We start from the raw sequence: 24,106 nt of genomic DNA, 5'->3' as shown, positions 1-24,106 counted from the left end.
CCTCGTCAGGAGGTGGGCCCGGCCCGGCCTGAAGCGCCGGGCTCCGTCAGACGGTCTCGAGGACCTCGGCCCAGATCGCCAGGCCCTCGTCGATCTCCTCGGCGGTGACCACCAGCGGCGGGATCATCCGGGCCACGTTCATGTACGCACCGCACGTGAGCATGACCAGCCCCCGGCGGGCGGCCTCCTGCTGCGCCGCCTTGGCCCGCTCGGAGTCCGGCGCGCCGTCGGCGGTGGTGAGCTCGACGCCGACCATGAGGCCCAGCCCGCGCACGTCGCCCACGCCCTCGGACGCGAGCCGCTTCGCGCCGTCGAGGAGCTGGTGGCCGCGCTCGGCGGCGTTGGCGACCAGACCCTCCTCCTCGATGACCTCCAGGGTGGCGACCGCCGCCGCGCAGGCCACCGCGTTGCCGCCGTAGGTGCCGCCCTGCGAGCCCGGCCACGCCTTGCCCATGAGCTCGGCGGGCGCGGCGATGCCCGAGAGCGGGAAGCCGGAGGCGATCCCCTTGGCGATGGTGACGACGTCGGGGCGCACGTCGAAGTGCTGGTGGCCGAACATCTGCCCCGTGCGCCCGAAGCCGGTCTGGATCTCGTCCATCACCAGCAGGATCCCGTGCCGGTCGGCCCGCTCGCGCAGCCCCTGGAAGAACCGGGTGTTGCCGGGGACGTAGCCGCCCTCGCCGAGGACGGGCTCGACGACGAACGCGGCGACCTCGTCGGGCGAGGTCACCGTGGCGAAGAGGTAGTCCAGCTCGCGCAGCGCGAAGTCCGTGGCCTCCTCCTCGCTCCAGCCGTACCGGTAGGCGGTGGGGAAGGGGGCCACGTGCACCCCGCCCATGAGCGGGCTGAACCCGGCGGAGAACCGGGTGCCCGAGGTGGTCATCGTCGCCGCGGCCACGGTGCGGCCGTGGAACCCGCCCTGGAAGACGACGACGTTGGGCCGGCCGGTGGCCTGCCGGACGAGCCGCAGCGCCGCCTCGACGGCCTCGCTGCCGGAGTTGACGAAGAACAGCGAGTCCAGGTGCTCGGGCAGGACGCCGGCGAGGCGATCGGTCAGCCGTTGGAGCGGGCCGTGCATGACGGTCGTGTACTGCCCGTGGATGAGCCTGCCGACCTGCTCCTGCGCGGCGGCCACCACCTTCGGGTGGCAGTGCCCGGTGCTGACGACGCCGATGCCGGCGGTGAAGTCGAGGTGGGCGCGCCCGTCGACGTCGTAGAGATGACTCCCGCGCGCGTGGTCGACGATGACCGGAGTGGCCTGGAGCAGGCGGGGTGACAGCGTCGTCATCGGAACCTCCCGAGGTGGTTGTCGGATTGTCGACAATACTTCTACGATGGTGGCCACGGCAAGGGAGGCGCCATGGACGAGAGCGAAGCGATCGGATCGGTCCCGAAGGACCTGTACGTCGGCGGACGATGGGTAAACACGCGCAAGGCCATGCCGGTGGAGGACCCCTCCACCGGTGAGGTGCTGTGCGAGGTGGCCGACGCCGACCCGGACGAGGCCGCCGCCGCCCTCGACGCCGCGGCCGGGGCGCAGGCCGCCTGGGCGGCGACCCCGCCGCGCGAGCGCAGCGAGATCCTCACCCGCGCCCACGGGCTGCTCATGGCCGAGCGCGAGCGGCTGGCGCTGGTGATGACCCTGGAGATGGGCAAGCCGCTGGCCGAGGCGCGCGGCGAGATCGCCTACGCCGCGGAGTTCTTCCGCTGGTTCGCCGAGGAGGCCGTGCGCATCGACGGCGGGTACATGACCGCGCCCGGCGGCGGCTCCCGCTTCCTCGTGGCCCGCCAGCCGGTCGGGCCGAGCCTGCTCATCACGCCGTGGAACTTCCCCATGGCGATGGGCACGCGCAAGATCGGTCCCGCGATCGCCGCGGGGTGCACCTCGGTCATCAAGCCCGCTGCGCAGACGCCGCTGTCCACCCTGGCCCTGGCGGAGATCCTCGAGCGGGCCGGGCTGCCGGCCGGCGTCGTCAACGTCGTCACCACCAGCCGGGCCGGGGAGGTGATGGCGCCGATGATCGCCGACCCGCGCTCGCGCAAGCTCTCCTTCACCGGGTCGACGGCGGTGGGCAAGAAGCTGCTCGAGCAGGCCGCCGCCACGGTCATGCGCACCTCGATGGAGCTCGGCGGGAACGCGCCCTTCGTCGTCCTCGACGACGCCGACCTCGACGCCGCGCTCGACGGCGTCATGCAGGCCAAGATGCGCAACATCGGGCAGGCCTGTACGGCCGCCAACCGGATCCTCGTCCAGCGGGGCCTCGCCGAGGCCTTCGCCGAGGGGCTCACCGAGCGGATGGCCGCGCTGCCGATGGGCCGCGGGGTCGAGGACGGCGTCGTCGTCGGGCCCCTCGTAGACGGAGCCGCCGTGGACAAGGTCGACTCCCTCGTACGCGACGCCGTCGGGCGGGGTGCGCAGGTACGGATCGGAGGGGAGCCGGCCGGGCGGGCCGGCCACTTCTACCCGGCCACCGTCCTCACCGACGTCCCGGCCGACGCCGAGATGGCGAGCGCCGAGATCTTCGGCCCGGTCGCCGCGATCACCGCCTTCGACACCGAGGAGGAGGCCCTCGCGCTGGCCAACGACACCCCCTACGGCCTCGTCTCCTACGTCTACACCCGCGAGCTCGAACGGGCGCTGCGGATGAGCGAGGCGCTCGAGACGGGGATGGTCGGCCTCAACATGGGGGTCGTCTCCAACCCGGCGGCCCCCTTCGGCGGCGTCAAGGAGTCCGGACTGGGCCGCGAGGGCGGCCTGACCGGCATCGACGAGTTCCTCGAGACCAAGTACGTCGGCATCGCGATGCCCGGCTGAGCCGACCGGGGCACCGGCGGTGGCCGGGCGAGCTCCGGCCCGCCGTCGGTGCCCCGGCCCACCGCCCCGGGGGACACTGGCGGCATGACGGAGCCCACCGGCGTCGTGCTGCTCGCCGCCACCCCCATCGGCAATCCCGACGACGCCTCGCCGCGCCTGCGCGCGGCCCTGGCAGGCGCGGAGGTGGTGGCCGCCGAGGACACCCGACGCCTGCGCGACCTCGCCCGACGCCTCGAGGTGACCGTGAGCGGGAAGGTGGTCAGCCTCCACGAGCACAACGAGGACGCCCGGGCCGGCGAGCTGCTCGAGGTCGCCGCTGCCGGCGGCACGGTGCTGGTGGTGAGCGACGCCGGCATGCCGGCCGTCTCCGACCCCGGCTACCGGCTCGTGCGCCGCGCGATCGAGGCCGGGGTGCGCGTCTCCGCCCTGCCCGGCCCTTCCGCCGTCCTGGCCGCGCTGGCGTTGTCCGGCCTGCCCACCGACCGCTTCGCCTTCGAGGGCTTCCTGCCGCGCAAGGCGGGCGACCGGGCGCGGGCGCTCGCGGAGGTGGCCCAGGAACAGCGCACCCTGGTGTTCTTCGAGGCGCCCCACCGCCTGCTCGCCACCCTCGCCGCGATGGCCGAGGCCCTCGGCGCGGACCGGCCCGCCGCCGTCGCCCGCGAGCTGACCAAGACCTACGAGGAGGTCCGCCGCGGCACGCTTGCCGAGCTCGCCGCCTGGGAGGGCGAGGTGCGCGGGGAGATCTGCGTCGTCGTCGGCGGGGCGGCCCCCGTCGGGGTCACCCAGGCAGACGCCGTCACCCATGTCCTCGCGCTCAGCGCCGACGGTATGCGCCTCAAGGACGCGGCCGGCGAGGTCGCCGCGGCCACAGGGCTGCGGAAGAACGACCTCTACGCGGCCGCGCTCCAGGAGCGCTCGGCGCAGGGCTGACCGGGTTCAGCGGGACCGACCCGGCAGGACCGGGCCCGGCCCGGCTCGCCGGGGTCGGCCCGGCGGGACCGGGCCCGGCGGGACAGCCCCGGCTCAGCGCGCGGCGAGGACCCCCAGGTCGGAGTCCACGAGCTCCACCCCGCGGGCGGCCAGCAGCTCGCGCGCCATCTCGCCCTGCGCGGGGGAGACCGGCGCGGTGAGGTCGGTGAGCACGCGGACCGGCAGGCCGAGCCGGCGCGCGTCGAGCGCGGTCGCCTTCACGCAGTGCGACTCGGCGAGCCCCACCACGTCGACGCTGTCGATGCACATCTGCTCGAGGAGCTCGGCCAGCGTGCGCCCCTCGTCGTCGACGCCGTCGAAGCCGGAGTAGGCGGCCTCGTAGGCCCCCTTCTTCACCGCGGCGTCGGCGTCGAGCCCGTCGAGGGCGGGGTGCAGCTCGGCCTCCTCGGTGCCGGCCACGCCGTGCGGCGGCCAGGAGTCGACGAAGTCGGGCTGCTCGGAGAAGTGGTTCCCGGGATCCACGTGCCAGTCCTGGGTGGTGATCACCGCGTCGTAGTCGTCGCGGTGGCGCTCGGCGTAGGCCGCCACCCGTCGGGCGATCTCGTTGCCGCCCTCCACGGCCAGCGCACCCCCCTCGCAGAACGTGGGCTGGACATCGACCACCAGCAGTGCGCGCCGGTGACGGCGCCTGCGGTCGCCCTTCATCTGACCTCTCCATTCGACGAACCGGCTCCCGTTGAGACCGGTGCCGCGCCATCCTGCCACCATCGACGGGGCCCGGAGCAAGGGGAGAGGAGACCTCGGGCACGTCGGGGCGCAACTACCCTGGTCCCATGACCCACATCCTGTCCGCCGTGGCCTGGCCGTACGCCAACGGCCCCCGGCACATCGGCCACGTCGCCGGCTTCGGCGTCCCCTCCGACGTCTTCAGCAGGTACGCGCGGATGGCCGGTCATGACGTCCTCATGGTCTCCGGCTCTGACGAGCACGGCACGCCGATCCTCATCGCCGCCGACGAGGCGGGCGTCAGCGCCCAGGAGCTCGCCGACACCAACCACCGGCTCATCGCCGAGGACCTCGTCGCCCTGGGCCTGTCCTACGACCTCTACACCCGCACGACGGCGACCAACCACCACGAGGTGGTCCAGGAGATGTTCACCGGCGTCCACGCCAACGGGTACTTCATCGAGCAGACCACCCACGGGGCGGTGTCGCCGTCGACGGGACGCACCCTGCCCGACCGCTACATCGAGGGCACCTGCCCGATCTGCGGGGCCGGCGGCGCCCGCGGCGACCAGTGCGACACCTGCGGCAACCAGCTCGACCCGGCCGACCTCATCGACCCGGTCTCGCGGATCAACGGCGAGACGCCCGAGTTCGTCGAGACCCAGCACTTCTTTCTCGACCTGCCGGCGCTCGCCGAGGAGCTGGGCCGCTGGCTCGACGAGCGCGAGGCCGCCGGCACCTGGCGGCCCAACGTCATCCGGTTCAGCCAGAACATCCTCAAGGACATCCGCCCCCGCGCGATGACCCGGGACATCGACTGGGGCATCGCCGTGCCCCTGGACGGCTGGCGGGAGAACCCCACGAAGAAGCTCTACGTGTGGTTCGACGCCGTCATCGGCTACCTGTCGGCGTCGGTGGAATGGGCGCGCCGCACCGGCGACCCGGAGGCCTGGCGGGCCTGGTGGAACGACCCCGACGCGCTGTCCTACTACTTCATGGGCAAGGACAACATCACCTTCCACTCCCAGATCTGGCCGGCCGAGCTGCTCGCCTACTCCGGGCGTGGGGCGAAGGGCGGGGAGCCGGGCGTCCTCGGCGCGCTCAACCTGCCCACCGAGGTGGTCAGCTCGGAGTTCCTCACCATGGAGGGCCGCAAGCTCTCCAGCTCCAAGCGCGTGGTCATCTACGTGCGGGACATGCTCGCCCGCTACCAGGTCGACGCCTTCCGCTACTTCGTGGCGTCCGCCGGCCCCGAGGCCCACGACGTCGACTTCACCTGGGCGGAGTTCGTGCGCCGCACCAACGGCGAGCTCGTGGCCGGCTGGGGCAACCTCGTCAACCGCACCGCCTCGATGATCGCCAAGAACGTCGGGGAGGTCCCCGCCCCGTTCGAGGCCGAGCTCACCGACGTCGACCGGGAGCTGACCGCCGCCGTGCGCGCCGGGTTCGAGACGGTCGGCGCTCTGGTCGCCGCCCACCGGCAGCGCGCCGCGATCGCCGAGGTCATGCGGCTGGTGGGCGTGGCCAACACCTACGTCACCCAGACCGAGCCCTTCCGCCTCAAGAGCGAGGAGCAGCGCCCCCGCCTGCTCACCGTGCTGCACACCCTTGCCCAGGCGGTCAGCGACCTCAACGTGATGATCTCGCCCTTCCTGCCGCACTCGGCCAACGCCGTCGACGCGGCGATCGGCGGCAGCGGCGACATCCAGCCGATGCCGCGCCTGGAGGAGGTCGAGGACCTCGGCGGCGAGCGGAGCTACCCGGTCATCACCGGCGACTACTCGAACCCCACCCCCTGGGGCCCGCGCGACGTCACGGTCGGTGCCCCGGTGGGTCGCCCCACCCCGATCTTCACCAAGCTCGACGACGCCATCGTCGCCGACGAGCTCGACCGCCTCGGCGTCGACGGCGCCGCGACCTCGTGAGCGGCGGCGCGCAGCCCGGCGCGACGGGAGGAAAGAAGAAGAAGGAGCGCGGGTTCCCGCCGGCCGAGGAGGCGCTGGCGGGCGCCGTCGTCGACAACCACACCCACCTGCCGCTGCTGCGCCCCGACGGCACGCCTGTCGACCCCGACGACGCCGGACTGCCCGGCGGGGTCGACCCGCTGACCACCGAGGAGCAGCTGGCCCGCGCCGGCGAGGTCGGCGTGGTCGGCCTGCTCACCGTCGCCTGCGACGTGCCGAGCCTGGCCGGCTCCGTCGAGCTCGCCCACACCCACCCGCAGGTCGCCGCCGCCGTCGCCATCCACCCCAACGAGGCCGCCCTGCACGCGCGGGTGTTCGACGTCGCCCCCGACGGCCTCGAGCCGGCCGTGCGCGAGCACCACGAGCTCACCCCGGCCCAGGCCTTCGAGCGGGTCGTCGCCCTGGCCGGCGACGAGCGGGTCGTCGCCGTCGGGGAGACCGGCCTCGACCTGTTCCGCACCGCCGCCGGCCGCGGCTACGACGCGCAGGTGGCCGCCTTCCGCGACCACCTCGCGCTCGCCCGCGAGCTCGGCAAGCCCGTGCAGATCCACGACCGCGAGGCCCACGACGAGGTCGCCGAGATCCTCCTGCGCGACGGCGCCCCCGAGCGCACCGTCTTCCACTGCTTCTCCGGGGGCGAGCGGCTCGCGCGGCTGTGCGCGCAGCACGGTTGGTACGTCTCGGTGGCCGGGCCGATGACCTTCAAGACGAACGACGCGCTGCGCGAGGCGCTCGCCCTCGTGCCTGCCGAGCTCCTGCTGGTCGAGACCGACTCGCCCTACCTCACGCCCGTGCCGTTCCGGGGGCGCCCCAACGCCTCCTACGTGATGACCCGCACCGTGCGGGCGCTCGCGGAGCTGACCGGCCTGGGGGAAGCCGAGCTGTGCGAGCGGCTGACCGCCACCACCGCCGAGGTGTACGGGCGGTTCTGGGAGCCCGCGGCCTGAGCGGGTCTGTGCGCGGGCCGGCGGCCTGACCCGGGCCGGTCACGACCCGGGCGCGCGGTGCGGCGCCCGGCTGCGCCGGGTGACCTTGGCCTCGAAGCGCGGGACGACCTTGTCGGAAGATCACAGAACGGTTACGTTCAGGCTCGCCCCCCGGCCTCCCACACGATCGGACCGTCCCCCGTGAGCACTCCCGCAACGTCCACCCGCCGCGCCGTCCGGTTCCGCCGGCACCAGCGCGTCGTCCTGGCCTCGGTGCTCGCCGGCGGAGCCGTCGTCGTCTCCGGCGGTGTCCTCGCCGCCAACCACGGCCTCGGCGCGGACTCCTCCGCCTCGGCCGCCACCGTCGTCGAGACAGTCGACCGGGGCGACGCCGCCGGACGCAGCGCCGCCGAGCGGCTCGACCTCGAGCTCGAGGGCGGGGCCGAGGTGCGCACCACCTTCACCGTCACCGTCGACGGCGAGACCCTCACCTTCACCACCTCGGCCGCCACCCTGGACGAGGCGCTGCGCGAGGCCGGCATCCAGGTCGGCGCCGACGACGAGGTCTCGGCCCCGCTGGCCGGCCCGCCCACCGACGTCGAGATCATCCGGGTCACCGCGGACACGGTGACCGAGGAGGTCATCGACGCCCACGGCACCACCGAGCGCGAGACCGACGAGCTCGACGCCGGTGAGCGCCGGGTGGAGACCGAGGGCGTCGACGGCCGCGTGGTCAACACCTACCGCGTCACGACCGCCGGCGACGAGGAGTCGCGCGAGCTCGTGGCCAGCGTGAGCGTGGACGAGCGCGTCGACGAGGTCGTCCTCGTCGGCACCCGCGAGCCCGAGCCGGAGCCGGCGCCGGTCCAGGCCGCCCCGGAGCCCGCGGAGGAGCCCGCCGAGGAGGAGACCGCGCCCGCCGCTGCCGCCCCCGAGCCCGAGGCCGCCCCCGAGCCGGCCCCGGCCGCGACCGGCGGCGACCCCCGCGCGATCGCCCAGTCCATGGTGTCCGCGCGCGGCTGGGGCGCGGACCAGTTCTCCTGCCTGGACTCCCTGTGGCAGCGCGAGTCCGGCTGGAACCCCAGCGCGAGCAACCCCTCGTCGGGCGCCTACGGCATCCCGCAGGCCCTGCCCGGCAACAAGATGGCCGCCGCCGGCGCCGACTGGCGCACCAACCCGGCCACCCAGATCTCCTGGGGCCTGGACTACATCGCCGGCCGCTACGGCACCCCGTGCGGCGCCTGGGGCCACTCGCAGAGCGTCGGCTGGTACTGAGCCGACCCCGGCTGCCCCGCCACGCTGTCGCCGAGGTAGACCCTTGTTGCTCGAGGTCGACCTCTGCACGGTCCTTCTCGGCCGAGCACGGTCCACCTCGGCGTGAGGGGATGCCCCTCCATCCCCGAGGTAGACCCTTGTTGCTCGAGGTCGACCTCTGCACGGTCCTTCTCGGCCGAGCACGGTCCACCTCGGCGCGGGAGGGTGCGCGGACCGCGCGCACGTAGGCTGTCCCCTTGTGAACGCACCGTCCCCGACCCGGCTGCTGGGCGCCTCCGACGTCCGCGCCCTCGCGGATCGGTTGGGCGTGCGCCCCACGAAGACCCTGGGCCAGAACTTCGTCCACGACGCCGGCACCGTGCGCCGCATCGTGCGCGCGGCCGGCGTCCGGCCCGGCGAGACGGTCCTCGAGATCGGCCCCGGCCTGGGCTCGCTCACCCTCGCCCTGCTGGAGGCGGAGGCCCACGTCGTCGCCGTCGAGATCGACCCGGTCCTGGCCGCCGCCCTGCCCGCGACCGTCGCCGAGCACGCACCGCAGCACGCCGAGCGGCTCACCGTCGTCGGGGCGGACGCCATGCGCCTCGCCGAGCCCGACCTCCTGCCCGGGCCGCCCCCGACCCGGCTGGTGGCCAACCTGCCCTACAACGTGGCCGTGCCCGTGCTGCTCACCGCGCTGGAGCACCTGCCCACGCTCACCGACGTCCTCGTCATGGTCCAGGCCGAGGTCGCCGACCGGCTCGCCGCCGGCCCCGGCTCGCGCACCTACGGCGTGCCCTCGGCCAAGGCCGCCTGGTGGACGAGCGCCGAGCGCGCCGGCACCATCGGCCGGCAGGTGTTCTGGCCGGTGCCCAACGTCGACTCCGCGCTCGTGCGGCTCACCCGCCGTGAGCCCCCCGCCGACCCGGGGATGCGGGCCGAGGTGTTCGCCGTCGTCGACGCGGCCTTCGCCCAGCGGCGCAAGACCCTGCGGTCGGCCCTGGCCGGCTGGGCGGGCTCGACCACCGAGGCGGAACGCGTGCTGCGCGCCGCCGGGGTGGAGCCCTCCGTCCGCGGGGAGACTCTGACGATCGCGGACTTCGCGGCGATCGCCGCCGCACGCACCGCCACCCCTGCCGCAAGCACCACGACCTCTGCCGAGCCCACAGCGCCCACGGCCGAGCAGACCGCCACCCCCGCCGAGGAGGCCCGATGACCGAGGACGCGCCCACCGACCCGGGCACCGTCACCGTCCGCGCCCCGGGGAAGGTCAACCTCTCGCTGCGCGTGGGCGCCCCGGGACCCGACGGCTTCCACCCGCTGGTCACCGTCTTCCAGGCGCTCGACCTCGGCGAGCACGTCACCGCCCGCCTGGCGCCGCGCGGCAGCACCACCGTTACGCTCGCCCAGCACGTCGACGGCGTCCCGCTGGGCGCCTCGAACCTCGCCGCGCGGGCGGCCGAGGCGCTGCGCGCGGCCACCGGGGTCGACGCCGGCGTCGAGCTGGTCATCGACAAGCGCGTCCCCGCGGCCAGCGGCATGGCCGGCGGCAGCGCCGACGCCGCCGCCGCGCTGCTGGCCTGCGACGCCCTGTGGGGCACCGGGCTCAGCGTCTCCGACCTGCACGAGCTGGCCGCCAACCTCGGCTCCGACGTCTCCTTCCCGCTGTTCGGCGGCTCCGCGCTGGGCACCGGCCGCGGGGAGCAGCTCGTCGTCCTGCCCGACGCCGGCACGTGGCACTGGGTGCTGGCCACCCAGTCCACCGGCCTGTCGACGCCCGCCGTCTTCGGCGTCTTCGACTCCCTGCACGGCTTCCCGCGCGGCGGCCCCCCGGCCGGCCCCTCCGTCCTGCACGCCCCCACGCCCGGCGCCGACCCCACGCAGGTCGACCCGACGGACCTCGGGCTGCAACCCGGCCCCGGCGAGGCGGCCATCACTGAGGCGCTGGCCGGCGGCGACGCCGAGGCGCTCGGCCGCCTCCTGCACAACGACCTCACCGAGCCCGCCCTCGAGCTGCGCCCCGAGCTGGGCGACGTCCTGGCCGCCTACGAGCGGGCCGGCGCGCTGGGACAGGTGCTGTCCGGCTCGGGACCGACCGTCGTCGCGCTGGCGATAGACGCCGAGCACGCCGCCTCGATCGCCGACGTCGTGCGCGCCGCCGAGGTCGCCGACCGCGTGCTCACCACCACCGCCCCGGCCGCGGGCGCCCACGTGGTCGCCGCCCCGCCGGCCGCCGACCCCCTGACCGATCAGGCGGTGCACTGATGGCCCACCTGCTCGGGGCCGAGGGCCTGCGGCTCATGGCCGGGCCGCGCGTCCTGCTCGACGGCGTCGGCCTCGGCGTCGACGACGGCATGCGCATCGGCGTGCTCGGCCGCAACGGCGCCGGCAAGTCGACCCTGCTGGCCGCCCTGGCCGGGCGGCGGGAGCCCGACGGCGGACGGGTCACCTCCCCGTCGGGGACGCGGACCGCGGTCCTCGACCAGCGCGACGACCTCCCCGCGGGCGCCACCGTCCTCGACGTCGTCCACGGCGGCCTCGCCGAGCACGAGTGGGCCGGGGACAAGGTGGTGCGCGAGCTGCACGCGGGCCTCATCTCCGAGCTCTCCCTCGACGCCGACGTCGCCACCCTCTCCGGCGGTCAGCGCCGCCGCGTCTCGCTGGCCGCGGCCCTGGCCACCCCCGCGGAGGTGCTCGTCCTCGACGAGCCGACCAACCACCTCGACGTCGAGGGCGTCGCCTTCCTCGCCGAGCACCTGGGGGAGCGCTTCGGCGGCGGGCGCGGCGCCCTGCTCGTGGTCACCCACGACCGCTGGTTCCTCGACGCGGTGTGCACGCGGGTGTGGGACGTGGTCCCGGGCCACGACGGCGCGGCCGGGCGAGCCCCCGTCCCCGGCCGCGTCGAGGTCTACGACGGCGGGTACGCGGCCTACGTCCTGGCCCGCGCCGAGCGCGAGCGCGCCGCCGCCGTGGCCGCGCAGAAGCGCAACAACCTGCTGCGCAAGGAGCTGGCCTGGCTGCGCCGCGGCGCCCCGGCCCGGACCTCGAAGCCCAAGTTCCGCCTCGACGCCGCCGCCGCGCTCATCGCCGACGAGCCGCCGCCGCGCGACTCCCTGGCCCTGACCGACGCCGCCGGTGCGCGCCTGGGCAAGGACGTCCTCGACCTCGAGGGCGTGACCGTGCGCTACGACGACGCCCCGCCGGTCCTCGACGACGTCACCTGGCGGCTCGGCCCGGGGGAGCGGGTGGGAGTCGTCGGCGCGAACGGCGCGGGCAAGTCGACGGCGCTGCGGCTGCTGGCCGGGCTCCAGGAGCCCACCACGGGACGGGTACGGCGCGGGAAGACCGTCGACCTGGCGGTGCTCACCCAGGACACCCACGAGCTCGACGAGATCCCGCAGCTGCGGGTCGTCGAGGCCGTCGCCGAGGTCGCCGAGCACGTGCGCGCCGGCGGGACCGACCTCTCGGCCGCCCAGCTCGTCGAGCGGCTCGGGTTCGCGCGGGAGCGCGCCTGGACCCGGGTCGCCGAGCTCTCCGGCGGCGAGCGGCGCCGCCTCCAGCTGCTCCGGCTGCTGGTCGCCGGACCCAACGTGCTGCTCCTCGACGAGCCCACCAACGACCTCGACACCGACACGCTCACCGCCGTCGAGGACCTGCTCGACTCCTGGCCGGGCACGCTGATCGTCGTCAGCCACGATCGCTACCTGCTCGAACGCATCACCGACCACCAGGTGGCGGTGCTCGGCGGGCAGGTGCGCGACCTGCCCGGCGGCGTCGAGGAGTACCTCGAGCTGCGCCGCGCGCAGCGCTCGGCCGCGGAGCAGGGACGCGGCAGCGGGACGGCCGGCGAGGCGACCCGCGGGAGCGGGGCCGCCACCGGGGGTGCGGCCGGTGCGGGCGAGGCCGGCAGCGGCGGCCCTGCCGGTCCCGGCAGCGCCGAGGTGCGCGAGGCCCGCCGGACGCTCGGCCGCATCGAGCGACGCCTGACGAAGGTGACGAACGAGCTCGAGCGGCTCGACGCCCAGATGGCGCGGGCGGCCCAGGAGCAGGACCTCGACCGCGTGACCGCCCTGGCCGCGCAGGCCGACCAGCTCCGCGCCGAGACCGCCACCCTCGAGGAGGAGTGGCTCATGGCCGCCGAGGTCGCCGAGGGCTGACGCGCCCGCGGGCGCGCACCCGCGTCAGAGCCCGAGGACGGTGATGGCGACGGTGAAGTAGACCAGGAGCCCGCTGGCGTCGCAGAAGGTGGTGATGAACGGGGTGGAGAACACGGCGGGATCGATCCTGCAGGCGCGCGCGACGAGCGGGATCGTGCCACCCACGGTCGTGGCGATCGGGCAGTTCAGCACCAGGGTGAGCGCGATGACGGTCCCGATGGCGGTGTCGTAGGCGAGGGAGGCGACGGCGAACGCGATGAGCGCGAGCAGGGTGCCGAGGAACAGGCCGACCCGGAGCTCTTTGAGGACGACCCGGAGCACGTCGCGCAGAAGCACGTCGCCGAGCGCGAGGGCGCGGGTGATGGTGGTCGCGGCCTGGGAGCCGGTATTTCCCCCGATCCCGGTGACCAGGGGGATGAACAGGGCGAGGGCGACCTGCTGCTCCAGGGTCGCCTCGAACAGCTCCAGCACCTGCACGGTGAGGACGGCAGAGACGGCCAGCACCAGCAGCCAGGTGAATCGGGCGCGCGTGATCGCCCGGACGGAGGTGAGCGGGTAGGGGCGGCGCAGCGGTTCGCTCGCCCCCGACCGGGCATGATCCTCGGCGACCGCAGCCCGGTCGATCTGGGCCGCATCAGCGATGGGCAGCACCCCGACCAGGCGCCGGTCGGCGTCCACGACCGGCATCACCGTGCGCCCGGAGTCCAGCAGGCGGCGGGCGGCATGCTCGGCGTCGTCCGTCGTCGTCGCGGTCGGGCCGGTGCCGCCTCGTCGGCGAGCCGCGGGACGACGAGGTCGGCCTCGCCGCGGCGCAGGGTCGCCAGCAGCTCAGCGACGGCGCCGGGCCGCACCCGCAGGTCCGGGTTGAGCACGAGCAGCGCCTCGACCTCGCCCTCGTGGCGGGCGGCGGCGTTGATCCCGGCGGCGTACCCGAGGTTGCCCCCGGTGGGCACGACGACGACGTCGCGGTGGCGCGTCAGCGCGTCGAGCGTGCCGTCGGCGGAGGAGTTGTCCGCGACGACCACCCGCATCCGCGGGCCTCGGTCCGCAGGCTCGCCACCAGGGCCTCGACCTCGGCGGCGCTGTCGTAGGTCACCACGAGGACGGCGACCTCGGCGCTGTGGCCCGGCAGGACGAAGGTGCCTGCCGCCCCGTCCTCGCCGGCGGGCCCGGCGGGCCCGCCGGCGAGGGGGTGGGCGACCCGACGGCGTACGGGGCGGCCGGTGACGCGGCCGGCGCGTCCGTCGGACGCACCGGGGGCGACCGCCTCACCTCCGGAGGGTCGGTCTCGGCCAGGCTCCGGCTGTCGCGCCGGAGCTGGAGCAGGCCGGGCGGGTCGTCGAGGAGGTAGCGGCGGGCCAGCCGGCGCGGCTCGCGCGCGAGGCGCCAGGCCCACTCCAGCCCCCGGTCGCTGACCGGGTGCGGGGCCCGGGGGACGGCCTCGGTCAGGAAGTCGACGACGGCGCCGAAGGCGAGGAGCACGTTCGCCCCGGTGGCCGGCCCGTACCGGGAGATCCACAGCTCCTGGCGGGGTTTGCCGAACCCGACGAAGAGGATCTGGGGTGCGGCCTCGGCGATGTCGGCGGCCAGGTGGAGGGAGGCGGTGTCGTCGGAGAGCGCGGACCGGTCGGGCGACCACATGCCGGCCACCTCCAGGCCGGGCCGGGTGCGGGCCAGTCGGCGCGAGAGCAACCGCTGGACCACGTACGACCCGCCGAGGAAACCGACCGAGACCCCGGCCCGTTCGGCGGCGTCGAGCAGCGGGTCGGCGAGGTCGCTGCCGGCCAGCCGCGGCCAGTCGCGCCCCGTCAGGCGCGCCGAGCGCGCGACGAGCGGGGCGCCGTCGAGCAGGATCGCCCAGTCCAGCGGCCGCTCGGTGCCGTCGACGTCCGTGGTGGTGGGGTGCAGCGAGTCGCCCAGGGTGTGCCGCCACCGGCCGGTGCGGCCGAACTGGACGAGGTGGTCGAGGTTGGCGGAGACCACCGCGAGCGGTGGGCTGGCCGGATCACCGTCGGCGCGCTGGATGCCCGGTGGTTGCACGGCGCGGCCGATGATCGACCCCACCGCCGTGGGCTGGTCCATGAGGTCGACGACGACGCCGGCCAGCTCGACCCGCGGATGCCCCGCACCGGTGGCCCGCCCCGGGGCGGTGGCGCGCTCGAGCGGCGTCGTGGGCGGGAGCGGCTGCCGCGTGCGGGACGGCTCCCGGGTGGCGAGGGAGGTCATGCCGCACCCCGTGCGGAGGGTCGGTGCGTCATCCTCATCAGGATCCTTCGGCGGCTCGACCGGGTGTCCGGTCAGCTCACCGTAGGACCGCGGAAACGCTGTGCGGCCCCTCGTCGGGGGAATCGGGAGGCGAACGAGTAGCGCCCCGTGCGGACCACCTGGCCACCGGGTGGTCGCTGCGGGCGGTCCACGGGGCAGGTGTGCGGGCTACCTGCCCGGGCGGGGCGTCAGTGCCAGCCGTCGAGCCAGATGTAGCAGCCGACGGTGGCGAGGACGAAGAACGCGAACATCGCGATCGTCAGCCAGGCGTTGACCTCGGGGACGTCGTTCGGGTCGTCGACGAGCTCGTCGAGCTCCTCGGGCCCGGCGCCCTCGGCAACCTCGCCCTCGGCCGCCTCGGGCTCAGCTTCCAGGGCCTCTCCGCGGGTGCGGTCGTCCTGCCCGGCGCTCACGCGGCACCGGCCAGGTGGGAGACGTCGGCCGCGAGGGCGACGGCGAGGACCGCGAACACGACGGCGATGAAGGCGGTGTACATCCAGCGTCCCTTGTGGTTCGTCGACCAGAACCGGCGCAGGGCGGCGACGCCGCTGACCACGGCCACCGCGCACAGCGCGATGCCCACGGGTGCGGCGAGGACGCCGGCGATGCTCAGCAGCGGGACGAGGACGGGGATGAGCACGTAGGTGACGACGCAGCGGATCGCGGAGACGAACAGCGCCAGCCGCATGCGGCGGTGCGCGGCGGCGTCGAGGTCCCGGTCCGTGAGCCGCACGCGCAGGAGGCGGCGCATGAACCGGTCGGCCGCGGTCTCCGGCGCCGTGGAGACCATCGAGCGTCGCCCCGGGCGCGTGCCGACCGGGTCGGCGGCAGGGGCGACGGCCGCGGGCGCGCCCGTGCCGGCCTCGGCCGTGGTCCCCGTGCTCACGTGCTGTGCCCTCTCGACGTCGCGGTGCAGGGGGCCAGCCTACCGCCGCGCGCGCCCGGGCCGGGGCCGCTCGGGCCGGGGGCGGTACCGACCCCCGGTGCGGACCCGCCTGGTCGAGAGCACGAGGACGAGCGCCGCGGTCGCGGCCACGGCGGTGGTGAGCATCGGGTCGTGATGGGCGCCGCCGCCGGTGACGACGGCCCAGGAGATGTTGTCGCTCGCGTGGACGGCGACCGCCACGACGGTGGTGCCCCCGGCCAGCAGGACGGCGTAGACAACGATCACGCGCAGCACCACGCTGCCGAGGCGCTGCCACACGATCCACCGGAGGTCCTGACCGCCCTGGAGGTCCGCCACGACGTGGAAGGCCGCGCACACCACCCCGATGAGCAGGGCCGCGCCGAGCGGGCCGAGGCGCCGGTGCAGCGGCCCGAGCGCGTACCCCGTCCAGCCGACCTCCTCGAGGTACGCGGCGAGCAGGAACACCCCGGCGAGCACGGCCACGGTGGGCAGGGACACCCCGGCGAACGCGGCGGGACGCCCCATGAGGCCCGCGAGGAGCGCCGCGACCAGGTAGACCGCCGGCATGACGAGCACCATCGACGCGGCCGGACCCGGGCGGCGGACCAGGCGCAGGTCCGCCGAGCCCGACAGCAGTCGGCGCACGCCGCGCCACCCCTGCGCACGCTGCACCAGCACGACGGCGGCGAGGAAGGGGGCGAGCACCTGCAGGGCGCTCGGCGGCAGATCGACCGCCGCGCCCTCAGGCGTCCGCAGGACGGCACCGAGCAGGAGGAACGGCAGCGAGAACGCGGCGGTGAGGGCGAAGAACCGCGCGGCTGCGCTCACGTCCCGGGGTCGACCGACCGGCCGGCGGCGTCTGCCGTCAGGTGGGTGCGCAGGAAGCCGACGACCTCGTCGCCCGCGGGACCGGCGGCGGGGACGAGTCCCGGCATGCTGAGGAAGGCGTGCACGGCGCCGTCGTGCTCGCGCAGGTGCGCGTCGGTCCCGTCGGCCCGGAGCCGGTCGACGTAGCGCCGCCCATGGTCCGCCGCGGGATCCAGCTCGCCGATGACCACCAGTGTCGCCGGGAGTCCGGCGGCGCTCTCGGCCAGCAGCGGGGAGGTCTCGGGGGGCTCGAGCCCGACCGGGACGGCGAACCGGCGGCACGCCCGCAGCTGGGGGAGCGTGAGCCCGGGCTGACCGGCGTTCGTGACCATCGAGGGGTGGTCGGTCATCGACGCGGTCCAGTCCGTGATCGGGCAGGTGAGCACCTGGGCGCTGATCCGCGGCCCGCGCTCGCGCGCGTGCAGGGCGAGGAGCGCGACGATCGTCCCGCCCGCACTCTCACCGAGGAGCGCGACGCGGTCCGGGTCGATGCCCCACCGGTGGTGCTCGTCGAGCAGGAGCCGCAGCGCCTCCCGGCCGTCGTCGAGCGGCGCCGGCAGCGGATGCTCCGGGGCGAGGCGGTACTCGAGCGACACGACGACGGCCCGGGCGCCGACCGCGACGCGGCTGTTGAGCCAGTCGTTCTGGGCGGCCGTCCCCATGACGAACCCGCCGCCGTGGAAGGAGAGCACGAGCGGCAGCGGGGTCGGCGCGTCGGTCGGACGGTGCACCCGTGCCCGCAGGCGTCGGCCGGGCAGGTCGAGCACGTGGTCCTCGATCCGGGCGCGCTCGTCGGGGTGGCCGGTGATGACCCGCGCCGCCTCGGAGGAGCGCTGCGCGTTGGCCGCATCGCGCACGTGGCGCACCTGCTCGTCGTCGAGAGCGTCCCAGTCGAGGTCGTTCCTGAGCATCTCGATCGTCGGGCGGGTGTCGGTCATGTCGTCCTCCGGTGGTCGTGGCATCACGTCGTTGTGCCGTCCGGACGCTAGGGCGCGACGACGCCGGGTCTCCACACCTTTTCTCGCGCCGGGGAGGCGGACGACGACGGCCCTCAGGCGGGCAGCGGTGCGCAGCGCGCGGCGAGCCCCCGGCGCAGGTGCTCCACCGCCGCCCGCACGCGCGCCGGCGCCTGGTCGCCCCCGGCGTGCAGCGCGACGACGTTGGCCTCCGGTGTCGGCACGTCGGCCAGCACCTGGACGAGCGCGCCGCTGCGCACGTGCTCGGCGACGTCCCAGGCCGAGCGCATGGCCAGCCCCGCGCCGTCGAGGCACCACTGCGTGACCGCGAGCCCGTCGGTGCAGGTGAGCACGCCGTCGACCGGGACGCGGACGAGGCGGCCGTCGACCTCGAACTCCCAGCCGTCGCGCTCGCCCTCGTGGACGACGAGGCAGTCGTGGTCGGCGAGGTCGTCGACCGTCGTCGGGGCCCCGCGCCCGGCGAGGTAGGCGGGGGAGGCGACGACGATCCGGCGGTTCGGCAGGAGCGGGTGCAGCTCGAGCACGGAGTCGGGGACCCGTCCGACCCGCACCGCGAGGTCGAAACCCGGCAGGGACGCCCCCAGCGGCAGGCTCGACAGCTCGAGGCGCACCACCAGCCCGGGGTGGAGCGCGTGCAGCTCGCGCAGCAGCGGGGCGACGTGCGCGCGACCGAGCCCGACGGTGCTGACGACCCGCAGCGGGCCCGCCAGCGTGGCGGTGCCCGGGTGCAGCGACTCCTCGAGGTCGCGGACGGCCTGGAGCAGCTCGGCGCCGCGCTTGGCGTAGCGCCGCCCCTCGGCCGTGGGCTCGAGACCGCGCGCCCGCCGGTGCGCGAGCGGCGCCCCGAGCCGCTCCTCGAGGCTGCGCAGGCGTCGGCTCACCGCCGAGACCGACACGCCCCAGTGCCGAGCGGCCGCGGTCATCGTCCCGGCCGCGGCGAGCACGGCGAAGAACTCGAGATCGTCGACCTCCGACGCCACGCCGACCCCCTTTTGCCTCGCGCGCAAGCCACCTTGGCGACGGCCGCGCTGCCGTCCCGGTGGCGGCAACCCTAACCTCGACCATGCGGGTCCTACTCCCGCCGGGTCCACGACCGAAGGAGCTCCGTGCTGTTCCCCGACTTCTCACCCTTCGACCTCGAGGTGAACGGCGTCCGCCTCACCGGCCGGGTCGGCCCCGGCGTCGACCCGGGCGGCGCGACGCCCGACGACCGCCCGCCCCTGCTGCTGCTCCACGGCCACCCGCAGACCCACGTCATGTGGCACCGGGTGGCCCCCGCGCTCGCGGAGGAGTTCGCCGTCGTCGCCGTGGACCTGCGCGGCTACGGCGGTTCCGACCGCCCGGACCCGGGCACCGACCTCGCGGCCTACAGCAAGCGCGCGATGGCGCTCGACGCCGTCGCTCTCATGTCCGCGCTGGGGTACGAGCGCTTCGCCGTGGCCGGCCACGACCGGGGTGCGCGCGTGGCCGCGCGACTGGTCGCCGACCACCCGGAGCGGGTGAGCCGGGCGATGCTGCTCGACGTCGCCCCGACGCTGGACATGTACGAGGGCACCGACCGCGCCTTCGCGAGCGCCTACTGGCACTGGTTCTTCCTCATCCAGCCCGCGCCCATGCCCGAGACGCTCGTCGGGGCGGACCCGCGCGCCTACGTCGAGGGCGTCATGGGTGCCCGGCACGCCGGGCTGGCGCCGTTCCCCGCCGAGGTGCTCGAGGAGTACGTCGCGGCGCTCGAGGGCGCTGAGCGTGCCGCCGGGCCGGCGAACGACTACCGGGCCGCGGCCGGCATCGACCTCGAGCACGACCGGGCCGACCGGCACGCGGGCCTGCGCACCGAGGTGCCGCTGCGGGTGCTGTGGGCGCGGCACGGGGTCATCGAGCGCCTCTTCGACCCGCTCGCGCTGTGGCGCCAGGTGGCCACCGACGTCACCGGCCACTCCATGGACTGCGGGCACTACATCGCCGAGGAGGCTCCCGACGAGGTGCTCGCCGAGATGCGCGAGTTCTTCGGCGGCGACGCACCCACCGCCTGAGCGCCGACCGCCTCGACGACGCTCCGCGCCCGGCCACCGGCCGGGCGCGGAGCACGTGCGTTCGTCCTTGACGCGCTCTCAGCCCTGCGCGACCCGCTCGGCGATCGCCGACCCGAGCTCCGTCGTCGTGGCGGTGCCGCCCAGGTCCGGGGTGAGCACCCGCCCCTCGGCGATGACCGCCTCGAACGCGGAGACGATCGCCGCGGCGGCCTCGGGCTCGCCGAGGTGGTCGAGCATCATCGCCCCGCACCAGATCTGCCCGACCGGGTTGGCGACGCCCGTGCCGGCGATGTCCGGCGCCGAGCCGTGCACCGGCTCGAACAGGGAGGGGAAGGTGCGCTCGGGGTTGATATTCGCGCTCGGGGCGATGCCGATGGTCCCGGTGGTGGCCGGGCCGAGGTCGGAGAGGATGTCGCCGAAGAGGTTGGAGGCGACGACGACGTCGAACCAGTCCGGGTGCAGCACGACCTGCGCGGTGAGGATGTCGATGTGGAACTTGTCCACCTCGATCTCGGGGTACGAGGTCGCCATCTCGGCGACGCGCTCGTCCCAGTAGGGCATCGTCACCGAGATGCCGTTGGACTTCGTCGCCGAGGTGAGGTGCTTCTTGCGGGTGGCGGCCAGCTCGAAGGCGTAGCGCAGGATCCGGTCCACCCCGGTGCGAGTCATCACGGTCTCCTGGACGACGACCTCCCGGTCGGTGCCCTGGAACATCTTCCCGCCGATCGAGGAGTACTCGCCCTCGGTGTTCTCCCGCACGACGAGGTAGTCGACGTCGCCCGGCTCGCGCCCGGCCAGGGGGGAGGGGATGCCGGCGAGCAGCTTGACCGGACGCAGCGAGACGTACTGGTCGAAGTGGCGGCGGAACTGGAGCAGGGAGCCCCACAGTGAGACGTGGTCGGGCACGACCTCGGGCCAGCCGACGGCACCGAAGTAGATCGCGTCGAAACCCTTGAGGGTCTCGAACCAGTCGTCGGGCAGCATCTGGCCGTGCGCCTGGTAGTAGGCGGCGGAGGCGAAGTCGAAGTGCTCGAGCTCGAGGGTGATCCCGAAGCGGGCGGCGGCCGCCTCGAGCACCCGGATCCCCTCGGGGACGACCTCGGTGCCGATGCCGTCGCCGGCCACGACCGCGATCCGGTAGCTGCTCATGTCTCTCCTCGTTCCGCTCGGCGCGGGCGCGTCGGTGCGCCCGCTCCCACGCTAGGGGGAGGCCCGGCGTCGGGGTGGCGCCCGGCGGGCAAGCGGACCTTGAGCGGGACGCAAGGCAGGTGGGTGGGCAGCCGGGTCCGGGCGCTCTGTGCCGCCCTGACGTTCTGTCCTGCCCGGGCGCTCAGTCCTGCCGGGGCGGCCGGGACTCGAACTGGACGGTCAGCTCGCGCAGCAGGTCGGCGAGGCGGTCGCCGTCGCAGGGGTCGAGCGCGGCGAGGAGCTCGCGCTCGGAGTCGAGCAGGTCGGCCATCGTCCGGTCGACCCGCTCGAGCCCCTCGGCGGTGAGCCGCACCTTGACGACCCGGCGGTCGGCGGTGTCCTGGGCCCGCTCGACGAGCCCGGCGGCGGCCATCTTGTCGATCCGGTGGGTCATCGTGCCCGACGAGACGAGCGTCTCGGCGACGAGCCGGGTGGGGGTGAGCTCGTAGGGCTCGCCGGCGCGGCGCAGGGCGGACAGGACGTCGAACTGCCAGCCCTCGAGGTCGGGGCCGGCGAGCGCGCGACGCCTGGCGAGGTCGAGGTGGCGGGCCAGCCGCGTGATCCGGGAGAACACCGCCAGCGGGGCGACGTCGAGGTCGGGGCGCTCGCGGCGCCACGCGGCGACGATCCCGTCGACCTCGTCGCCCTCCGTCGTCCCCATGCCCGGAGATTACTCGACGTCGAGACACCGGACGAGGGCGGGCCGCCGCCCGCCGGGTCTCCCCGGCCGGCGACGGCCCGTCGACGCGGTCGCGTGAGCGCCCGCGTGGAACCCGCGGTCAGCCCTTGAGAGCCTCGGTCAGCTTGAGGCGCCCACCGGTGTGCAGCACGCCGCGACGGTAGACGCGGCCCGCGATCCACACGAGGAAGGGGATGGTCACCAGCGCGATCGCCACGGAGATGAGCCCCTCGACCGTGCTCGCCCCGAAGGCCTGACGCATCGGCATCATGAACGGGGAGAGGAAGGGGATGTACCCCAGCACCTGCGTGAGCAGCGAGTCGGGCTGGTTGGGCACGAGGTACATCGCCACGTAGAACGGCACGAACTGGGCGAACATCAGCGGCGTCGTCACCGAGCCGATCTCCTCCTGGCGGGAGACCAGTGCGGCGAAGCCGCCGAAGACGACCGTCCAGATGCCGAAGCCGACGAGGAACCACACGAAGGCCCACACCGTGACCGTCCCCAGCGGGACCTCGATCGACGGCAGCAGCCCGCCGATGGCCAGCGCCCCGATCATGCCGGCGACCAGCACGAGCATGTAGACCAGCGTGTACAGGCCGATGCCGATGACCTTGCCGGCCAGCAGCTGGGCGGGCTTGATCGTGGCGAGCAGGACCTCCACCACGCGGGAGGTCTTCTCCTCGACGACCCCCATGGCCACCGTGGACCCGGCGGTGAGCACGGCGAACAGCATGAGCGAGATGGTGACGATGCCCGCGGCGTAGGCCTGGCCGTCGAAGTCGGGACTGTTGAAGCCCGTCGCGGCGCCCTCGAGGATCTCGACCTGCGGGGTGCTGGCGGCCAGGGCGCCCTGCACCTCGGCGGGGTCGCCGCCGAGCTCGGTCACCTGGGCGCTGAGCGACTCGGTCTGCGCGGCGGAGGCGATCGCGCCGAGGAGCTGGCTGTCGGGGTCGGTGCGGGAGTGGACGGTGAGCGTCTCGCCGTCGCGGGCGACCACGACCTCGGCCGGGTCGTCCTCGCGCTCGAGCTGCTCGGCGAAGGTGCCGTCGGCGGTCTCCTCGATCTCCGCCGGCAGCTCCTGGGCCGCGGTGGTCGACTGGAGGTAGGGCACCAGGTCGGCGGCGGACGCCTCGACCGCGACGAGCGGTCCGGAGTCCTCCCCGCGGCTCGAGTCCCAGATCTTGTACCCGGCGCCCGCCGCCAGCAGGACGACGACCATGACGATCATCGAGATGATCGAGGACTTGGCCAGCAGGCGGGTCTTCAGCTCGCGATTGACGACCAGCATCACCGCGCTCATCGGCGGGCCTCCTTCGTGGTGCCCGCGTCCTGCGGAGTGGTCGGTGCGGCGGGCGCGTGGCCCTCGCGGCCCGCGCTGCCGTCCTTCTCCTCGGCGGTGCTGTCGGAGACGACGTCGCGGAAGAGGTCGCTCAGGGTCGGGCGCACGGCGCCGAACTCGACGACGGGGCCCAGCTGCAGCGCGGCGGTCAGCAGCGCCTGCTCGGTGCCCGTGGTGCCGGCGGGCAGCATGACCTGGGCGGCGGACCTGCCGGCGCCGGCCTCGGCGGGCTCGGCCACGGCGCCCTCGACGGCGCCGGCGATCGGCGTGAGGTCGACTCCCTCGGCGTCGACGACGACCCGCCACACGGGCTGGTCGACCGTGCGCAGCTCGTCGATGGTGCCCAGCGCGACCATCGTGCCCGCGCTGACGATCCCCACCCGGTGGCACAGCCGCTCGACGAGGTCGAGCTGGTGCGAGGAGAAGATGACCGGCACCCCCGAGGCGGCCCGCTCCTTGAGCACGTCGCTCATGACGTCCACGGCGACAGGGTCCAGGCCGGAGAAGGGCTCGTCGAGGACGAGGACGTCCGGCTCGTGCACGAGGGCCGCGGCCAGCTGGACGCGCTGCTGGTTGCCCAGCGAGAGCTTCTCGACGTCGTCCTTGCGGCGGTGGGCCACGCCGAGGCGCTCCGTCCACCGCTCGGTCGAGGCCTTCGCGTCCGCCGCGCTCATCCCGTGCAGGCGCGCGAGAAACTCCAGCTGCTCGCCGACCTTCATCTTGGGGTACAGGCCGCGCTCCTCGGGCATGTAGCCCACCCGACGACGCGCCTCGAGGTCGAGGATCTGACCGTCGTGGCGGACCTCGCCGCTGTCGGCGGCCAGCACGCCGAGGATGATGCGCATCGTGGTCGTCTTGCCCGCGCCGTTCGAGCCGACGAAGCCGAAGATCTCGCCGGCGCCGACGGTGAACGACATGTCCGTCAGTGCGCGGACGGTGCCGTACGCCTTGCTCAGGCCGCGGAGCTCAAGGTCTCCCACCTGTACCCCCTAGGTTGTCCGATGTCCCCCCGGCGCGCTCTCGGGACCGCCGGGGCCGCGCCCACGGTAGTGGGCCTCGCCACCGCCCACACATGGCAT

General features: G+C 74.8%; 22 protein-coding genes and 1 pseudogene. 9 read left to right on the top strand and 14 right to left on the bottom strand.

The annotated features are described in order from the left end of the window. Nucleotides 1–46: 46 nt before the first annotated feature. Nucleotides 47–1,288, bottom strand: a complete 1,242-nt coding sequence (locus tag AC3D3D_RS06455) for an aspartate aminotransferase family protein (protein WP_463662584.1) — start codon at nt 1,286–1,288, stop codon at nt 47–49. 72 nt (nt 1,289–1,360) lie between these two features. On the opposite strand from AC3D3D_RS06455, the gene AC3D3D_RS06450 reads away from it, so the two are divergent. Both AC3D3D_RS06450 and rsmI read left to right on the top strand, forming a co-directional pair. Further along, complete coding sequence (locus AC3D3D_RS06450) at nt 1,361–2,815, top strand: NAD-dependent succinate-semialdehyde dehydrogenase (protein ID WP_463662585.1); 1,455 nt, start codon at nt 1,361–1,363, stop codon at nt 2,813–2,815. Between the two features lie 84 nt (nt 2,816–2,899). Beyond that, complete coding sequence (rsmI, locus tag AC3D3D_RS06445; RefSeq protein WP_463662586.1) at nt 2,900–3,745, top strand: 16S rRNA (cytidine(1402)-2'-O)-methyltransferase; 846 nt, start codon at nt 2,900–2,902, stop codon at nt 3,743–3,745. Between the two features lie 93 nt (nt 3,746–3,838). Here rsmI and AC3D3D_RS06440 read toward each other — a convergent pair whose 3' ends face one another. Continuing rightward, a complete protein-coding gene (locus AC3D3D_RS06440; protein ID WP_463662587.1) occupies nt 3,839–4,450 on the bottom strand; it encodes an isochorismatase family protein in 612 nt (203 codons plus the stop codon). Nucleotides 4,451–4,578: 128 nt separating this feature from the next. Between AC3D3D_RS06440 and metG the strand changes: the two genes are divergently transcribed. The 6 genes from metG (at nt 4,579) to AC3D3D_RS06410 (ending at nt 12,769) form a co-directional block, all read left to right on the top strand. After that, nucleotides 4,579–6,396 carry a methionine--tRNA ligase gene (gene metG, locus AC3D3D_RS06435; protein ID WP_463662588.1) on the top strand — a complete coding sequence of 606 codons (1,818 nt, stop codon included), beginning with the start codon at nt 4,579–4,581 and terminating at the stop codon, nt 6,394–6,396. After that, nucleotides 6,393–7,382: a TatD family hydrolase gene (locus tag AC3D3D_RS06430; RefSeq protein ID WP_463662589.1), complete on the top strand. Its 990-nt coding sequence runs from the start codon at nt 6,393–6,395 to the stop codon at nt 7,380–7,382. The genes metG and AC3D3D_RS06430 overlap by 4 nt, the downstream gene beginning before the upstream one ends. 180 nt (nt 7,383–7,562) lie before the next feature. After that, nucleotides 7,563–8,636, top strand: a complete 1,074-nt coding sequence (locus tag AC3D3D_RS06425; RefSeq protein ID WP_463662590.1) for a resuscitation-promoting factor — start codon at nt 7,563–7,565, stop codon at nt 8,634–8,636. A gap of 238 nt (nt 8,637–8,874) precedes the next feature. Next, nucleotides 8,875–9,828 carry a 16S rRNA (adenine(1518)-N(6)/adenine(1519)-N(6))-dimethyltransferase RsmA gene (gene rsmA, locus AC3D3D_RS06420; protein ID WP_463662591.1) on the top strand — a complete coding sequence of 318 codons (954 nt, stop codon included), beginning with the start codon at nt 8,875–8,877 and terminating at the stop codon, nt 9,826–9,828. Further along, nucleotides 9,825–10,877, top strand: a complete 1,053-nt coding sequence (locus tag AC3D3D_RS06415; RefSeq protein ID WP_463662592.1) for a 4-(cytidine 5'-diphospho)-2-C-methyl-D-erythritol kinase — start codon at nt 9,825–9,827, stop codon at nt 10,875–10,877. The genes rsmA and AC3D3D_RS06415 overlap by 4 nt, the downstream gene beginning before the upstream one ends. Next, nucleotides 10,877–12,769, top strand: a complete 1,893-nt coding sequence (locus AC3D3D_RS06410) for an ABC-F family ATP-binding cassette domain-containing protein (RefSeq protein ID WP_463662593.1) — start codon at nt 10,877–10,879, stop codon at nt 12,767–12,769. The genes AC3D3D_RS06415 and AC3D3D_RS06410 overlap by 1 nt, the downstream gene beginning before the upstream one ends. Before the next feature lie 24 nt (nt 12,770–12,793). Here AC3D3D_RS06410 and AC3D3D_RS06405 read toward each other — a convergent pair. The 8 genes and pseudogenes from AC3D3D_RS06405 to AC3D3D_RS06370 all read right to left on the bottom strand — a co-directional run. Then, nucleotides 12,794–13,519, bottom strand: a pseudogene (locus AC3D3D_RS06405) (magnesium transporter); the annotation flags it as partial. Further along, nucleotides 13,456–13,800, bottom strand: coding sequence for a glycosyltransferase (locus AC3D3D_RS06400; RefSeq protein WP_463662594.1), 345 nt, complete (start codon nt 13,798–13,800; stop codon nt 13,456–13,458). The gene AC3D3D_RS06400 and the pseudogene AC3D3D_RS06405, both read right to left, overlap by 64 nt. Nucleotides 13,801–13,861: 61 nt before the next feature. After that, nucleotides 13,862–14,995, bottom strand: coding sequence for a WecB/TagA/CpsF family glycosyltransferase (locus AC3D3D_RS06395; protein WP_463662595.1), 1,134 nt, complete (start codon nt 14,993–14,995; stop codon nt 13,862–13,864). A gap of 227 nt (nt 14,996–15,222) precedes the next feature. After that, on the bottom strand, nt 15,223–15,447 hold the full coding sequence (locus AC3D3D_RS06390; RefSeq protein WP_463662596.1) for a hypothetical protein: 225 nt from the start codon (nt 15,445–15,447) through the stop codon (nt 15,223–15,225). Beyond that, on the bottom strand, nt 15,444–15,920 hold the full coding sequence (locus AC3D3D_RS06385) for a hypothetical protein (protein WP_463662597.1): 477 nt from the start codon (nt 15,918–15,920) through the stop codon (nt 15,444–15,446). Before AC3D3D_RS06385 ends, AC3D3D_RS06390 begins: the two co-directional genes overlap by 4 nt. A gap of 39 nt (nt 15,921–15,959) precedes the next feature. Next, nucleotides 15,960–16,769 carry a CPBP family glutamic-type intramembrane protease gene (locus AC3D3D_RS06380; protein WP_463662598.1) on the bottom strand — a complete coding sequence of 270 codons (810 nt, stop codon included), beginning with the start codon at nt 16,767–16,769 and terminating at the stop codon, nt 15,960–15,962. Continuing rightward, nucleotides 16,766–17,746 (bottom strand): alpha/beta hydrolase, encoded by a 981-nt coding sequence (locus AC3D3D_RS06375; RefSeq protein WP_463662599.1) that lies wholly within the window; start codon nt 17,744–17,746, stop codon nt 16,766–16,768. The genes AC3D3D_RS06380 and AC3D3D_RS06375 overlap by 4 nt, the downstream gene beginning before the upstream one ends. Nucleotides 17,747–17,859: 113 nt before the next feature. After that, nucleotides 17,860–18,765 carry a LysR family transcriptional regulator gene (locus AC3D3D_RS06370; RefSeq protein ID WP_463662600.1) on the bottom strand — a complete coding sequence of 302 codons (906 nt, stop codon included), beginning with the start codon at nt 18,763–18,765 and terminating at the stop codon, nt 17,860–17,862. 129 nt (nt 18,766–18,894) lie between these two features. On the opposite strand from AC3D3D_RS06370, the gene AC3D3D_RS06365 reads away from it, so the two are divergent. Next, entirely contained in the window at nt 18,895–19,818 is a 924-nt protein-coding gene (locus tag AC3D3D_RS06365) for an alpha/beta fold hydrolase (protein ID WP_463662673.1), read from the top strand. A gap of 78 nt (nt 19,819–19,896) precedes the next feature. Here AC3D3D_RS06365 and AC3D3D_RS06360 read toward each other — a convergent pair whose 3' ends face one another. From AC3D3D_RS06360 to AC3D3D_RS06345, 4 genes are all read right to left on the bottom strand, one after another. Next, nucleotides 19,897–20,967, bottom strand: a complete 1,071-nt coding sequence (locus AC3D3D_RS06360) for a tartrate dehydrogenase (protein WP_463662601.1) — start codon at nt 20,965–20,967, stop codon at nt 19,897–19,899. 181 nt (nt 20,968–21,148) lie between these two features. After that, nucleotides 21,149–21,667 (bottom strand): MarR family winged helix-turn-helix transcriptional regulator, encoded by a 519-nt coding sequence (locus tag AC3D3D_RS06355; protein WP_463662602.1) that lies wholly within the window; start codon nt 21,665–21,667, stop codon nt 21,149–21,151. Nucleotides 21,668–21,785: 118 nt separating this feature from the next. Continuing rightward, complete coding sequence (locus tag AC3D3D_RS06350) at nt 21,786–22,988, bottom strand: ABC transporter permease (protein WP_463662603.1); 1,203 nt, start codon at nt 22,986–22,988, stop codon at nt 21,786–21,788. After that, complete coding sequence (locus tag AC3D3D_RS06345) at nt 22,985–24,007, bottom strand: ABC transporter ATP-binding protein (protein WP_463662604.1); 1,023 nt, start codon at nt 24,005–24,007, stop codon at nt 22,985–22,987. The genes AC3D3D_RS06350 and AC3D3D_RS06345 overlap by 4 nt, the downstream gene beginning before the upstream one ends. Between the last annotated feature and the right edge of the window lie 99 nt (nt 24,008–24,106).

The sequence above is a fragment of the Georgenia sp. X1117 genome, assembly GCF_057784635.1.
This window is presented reverse-complemented; position numbering and strand designations above follow the sequence as displayed.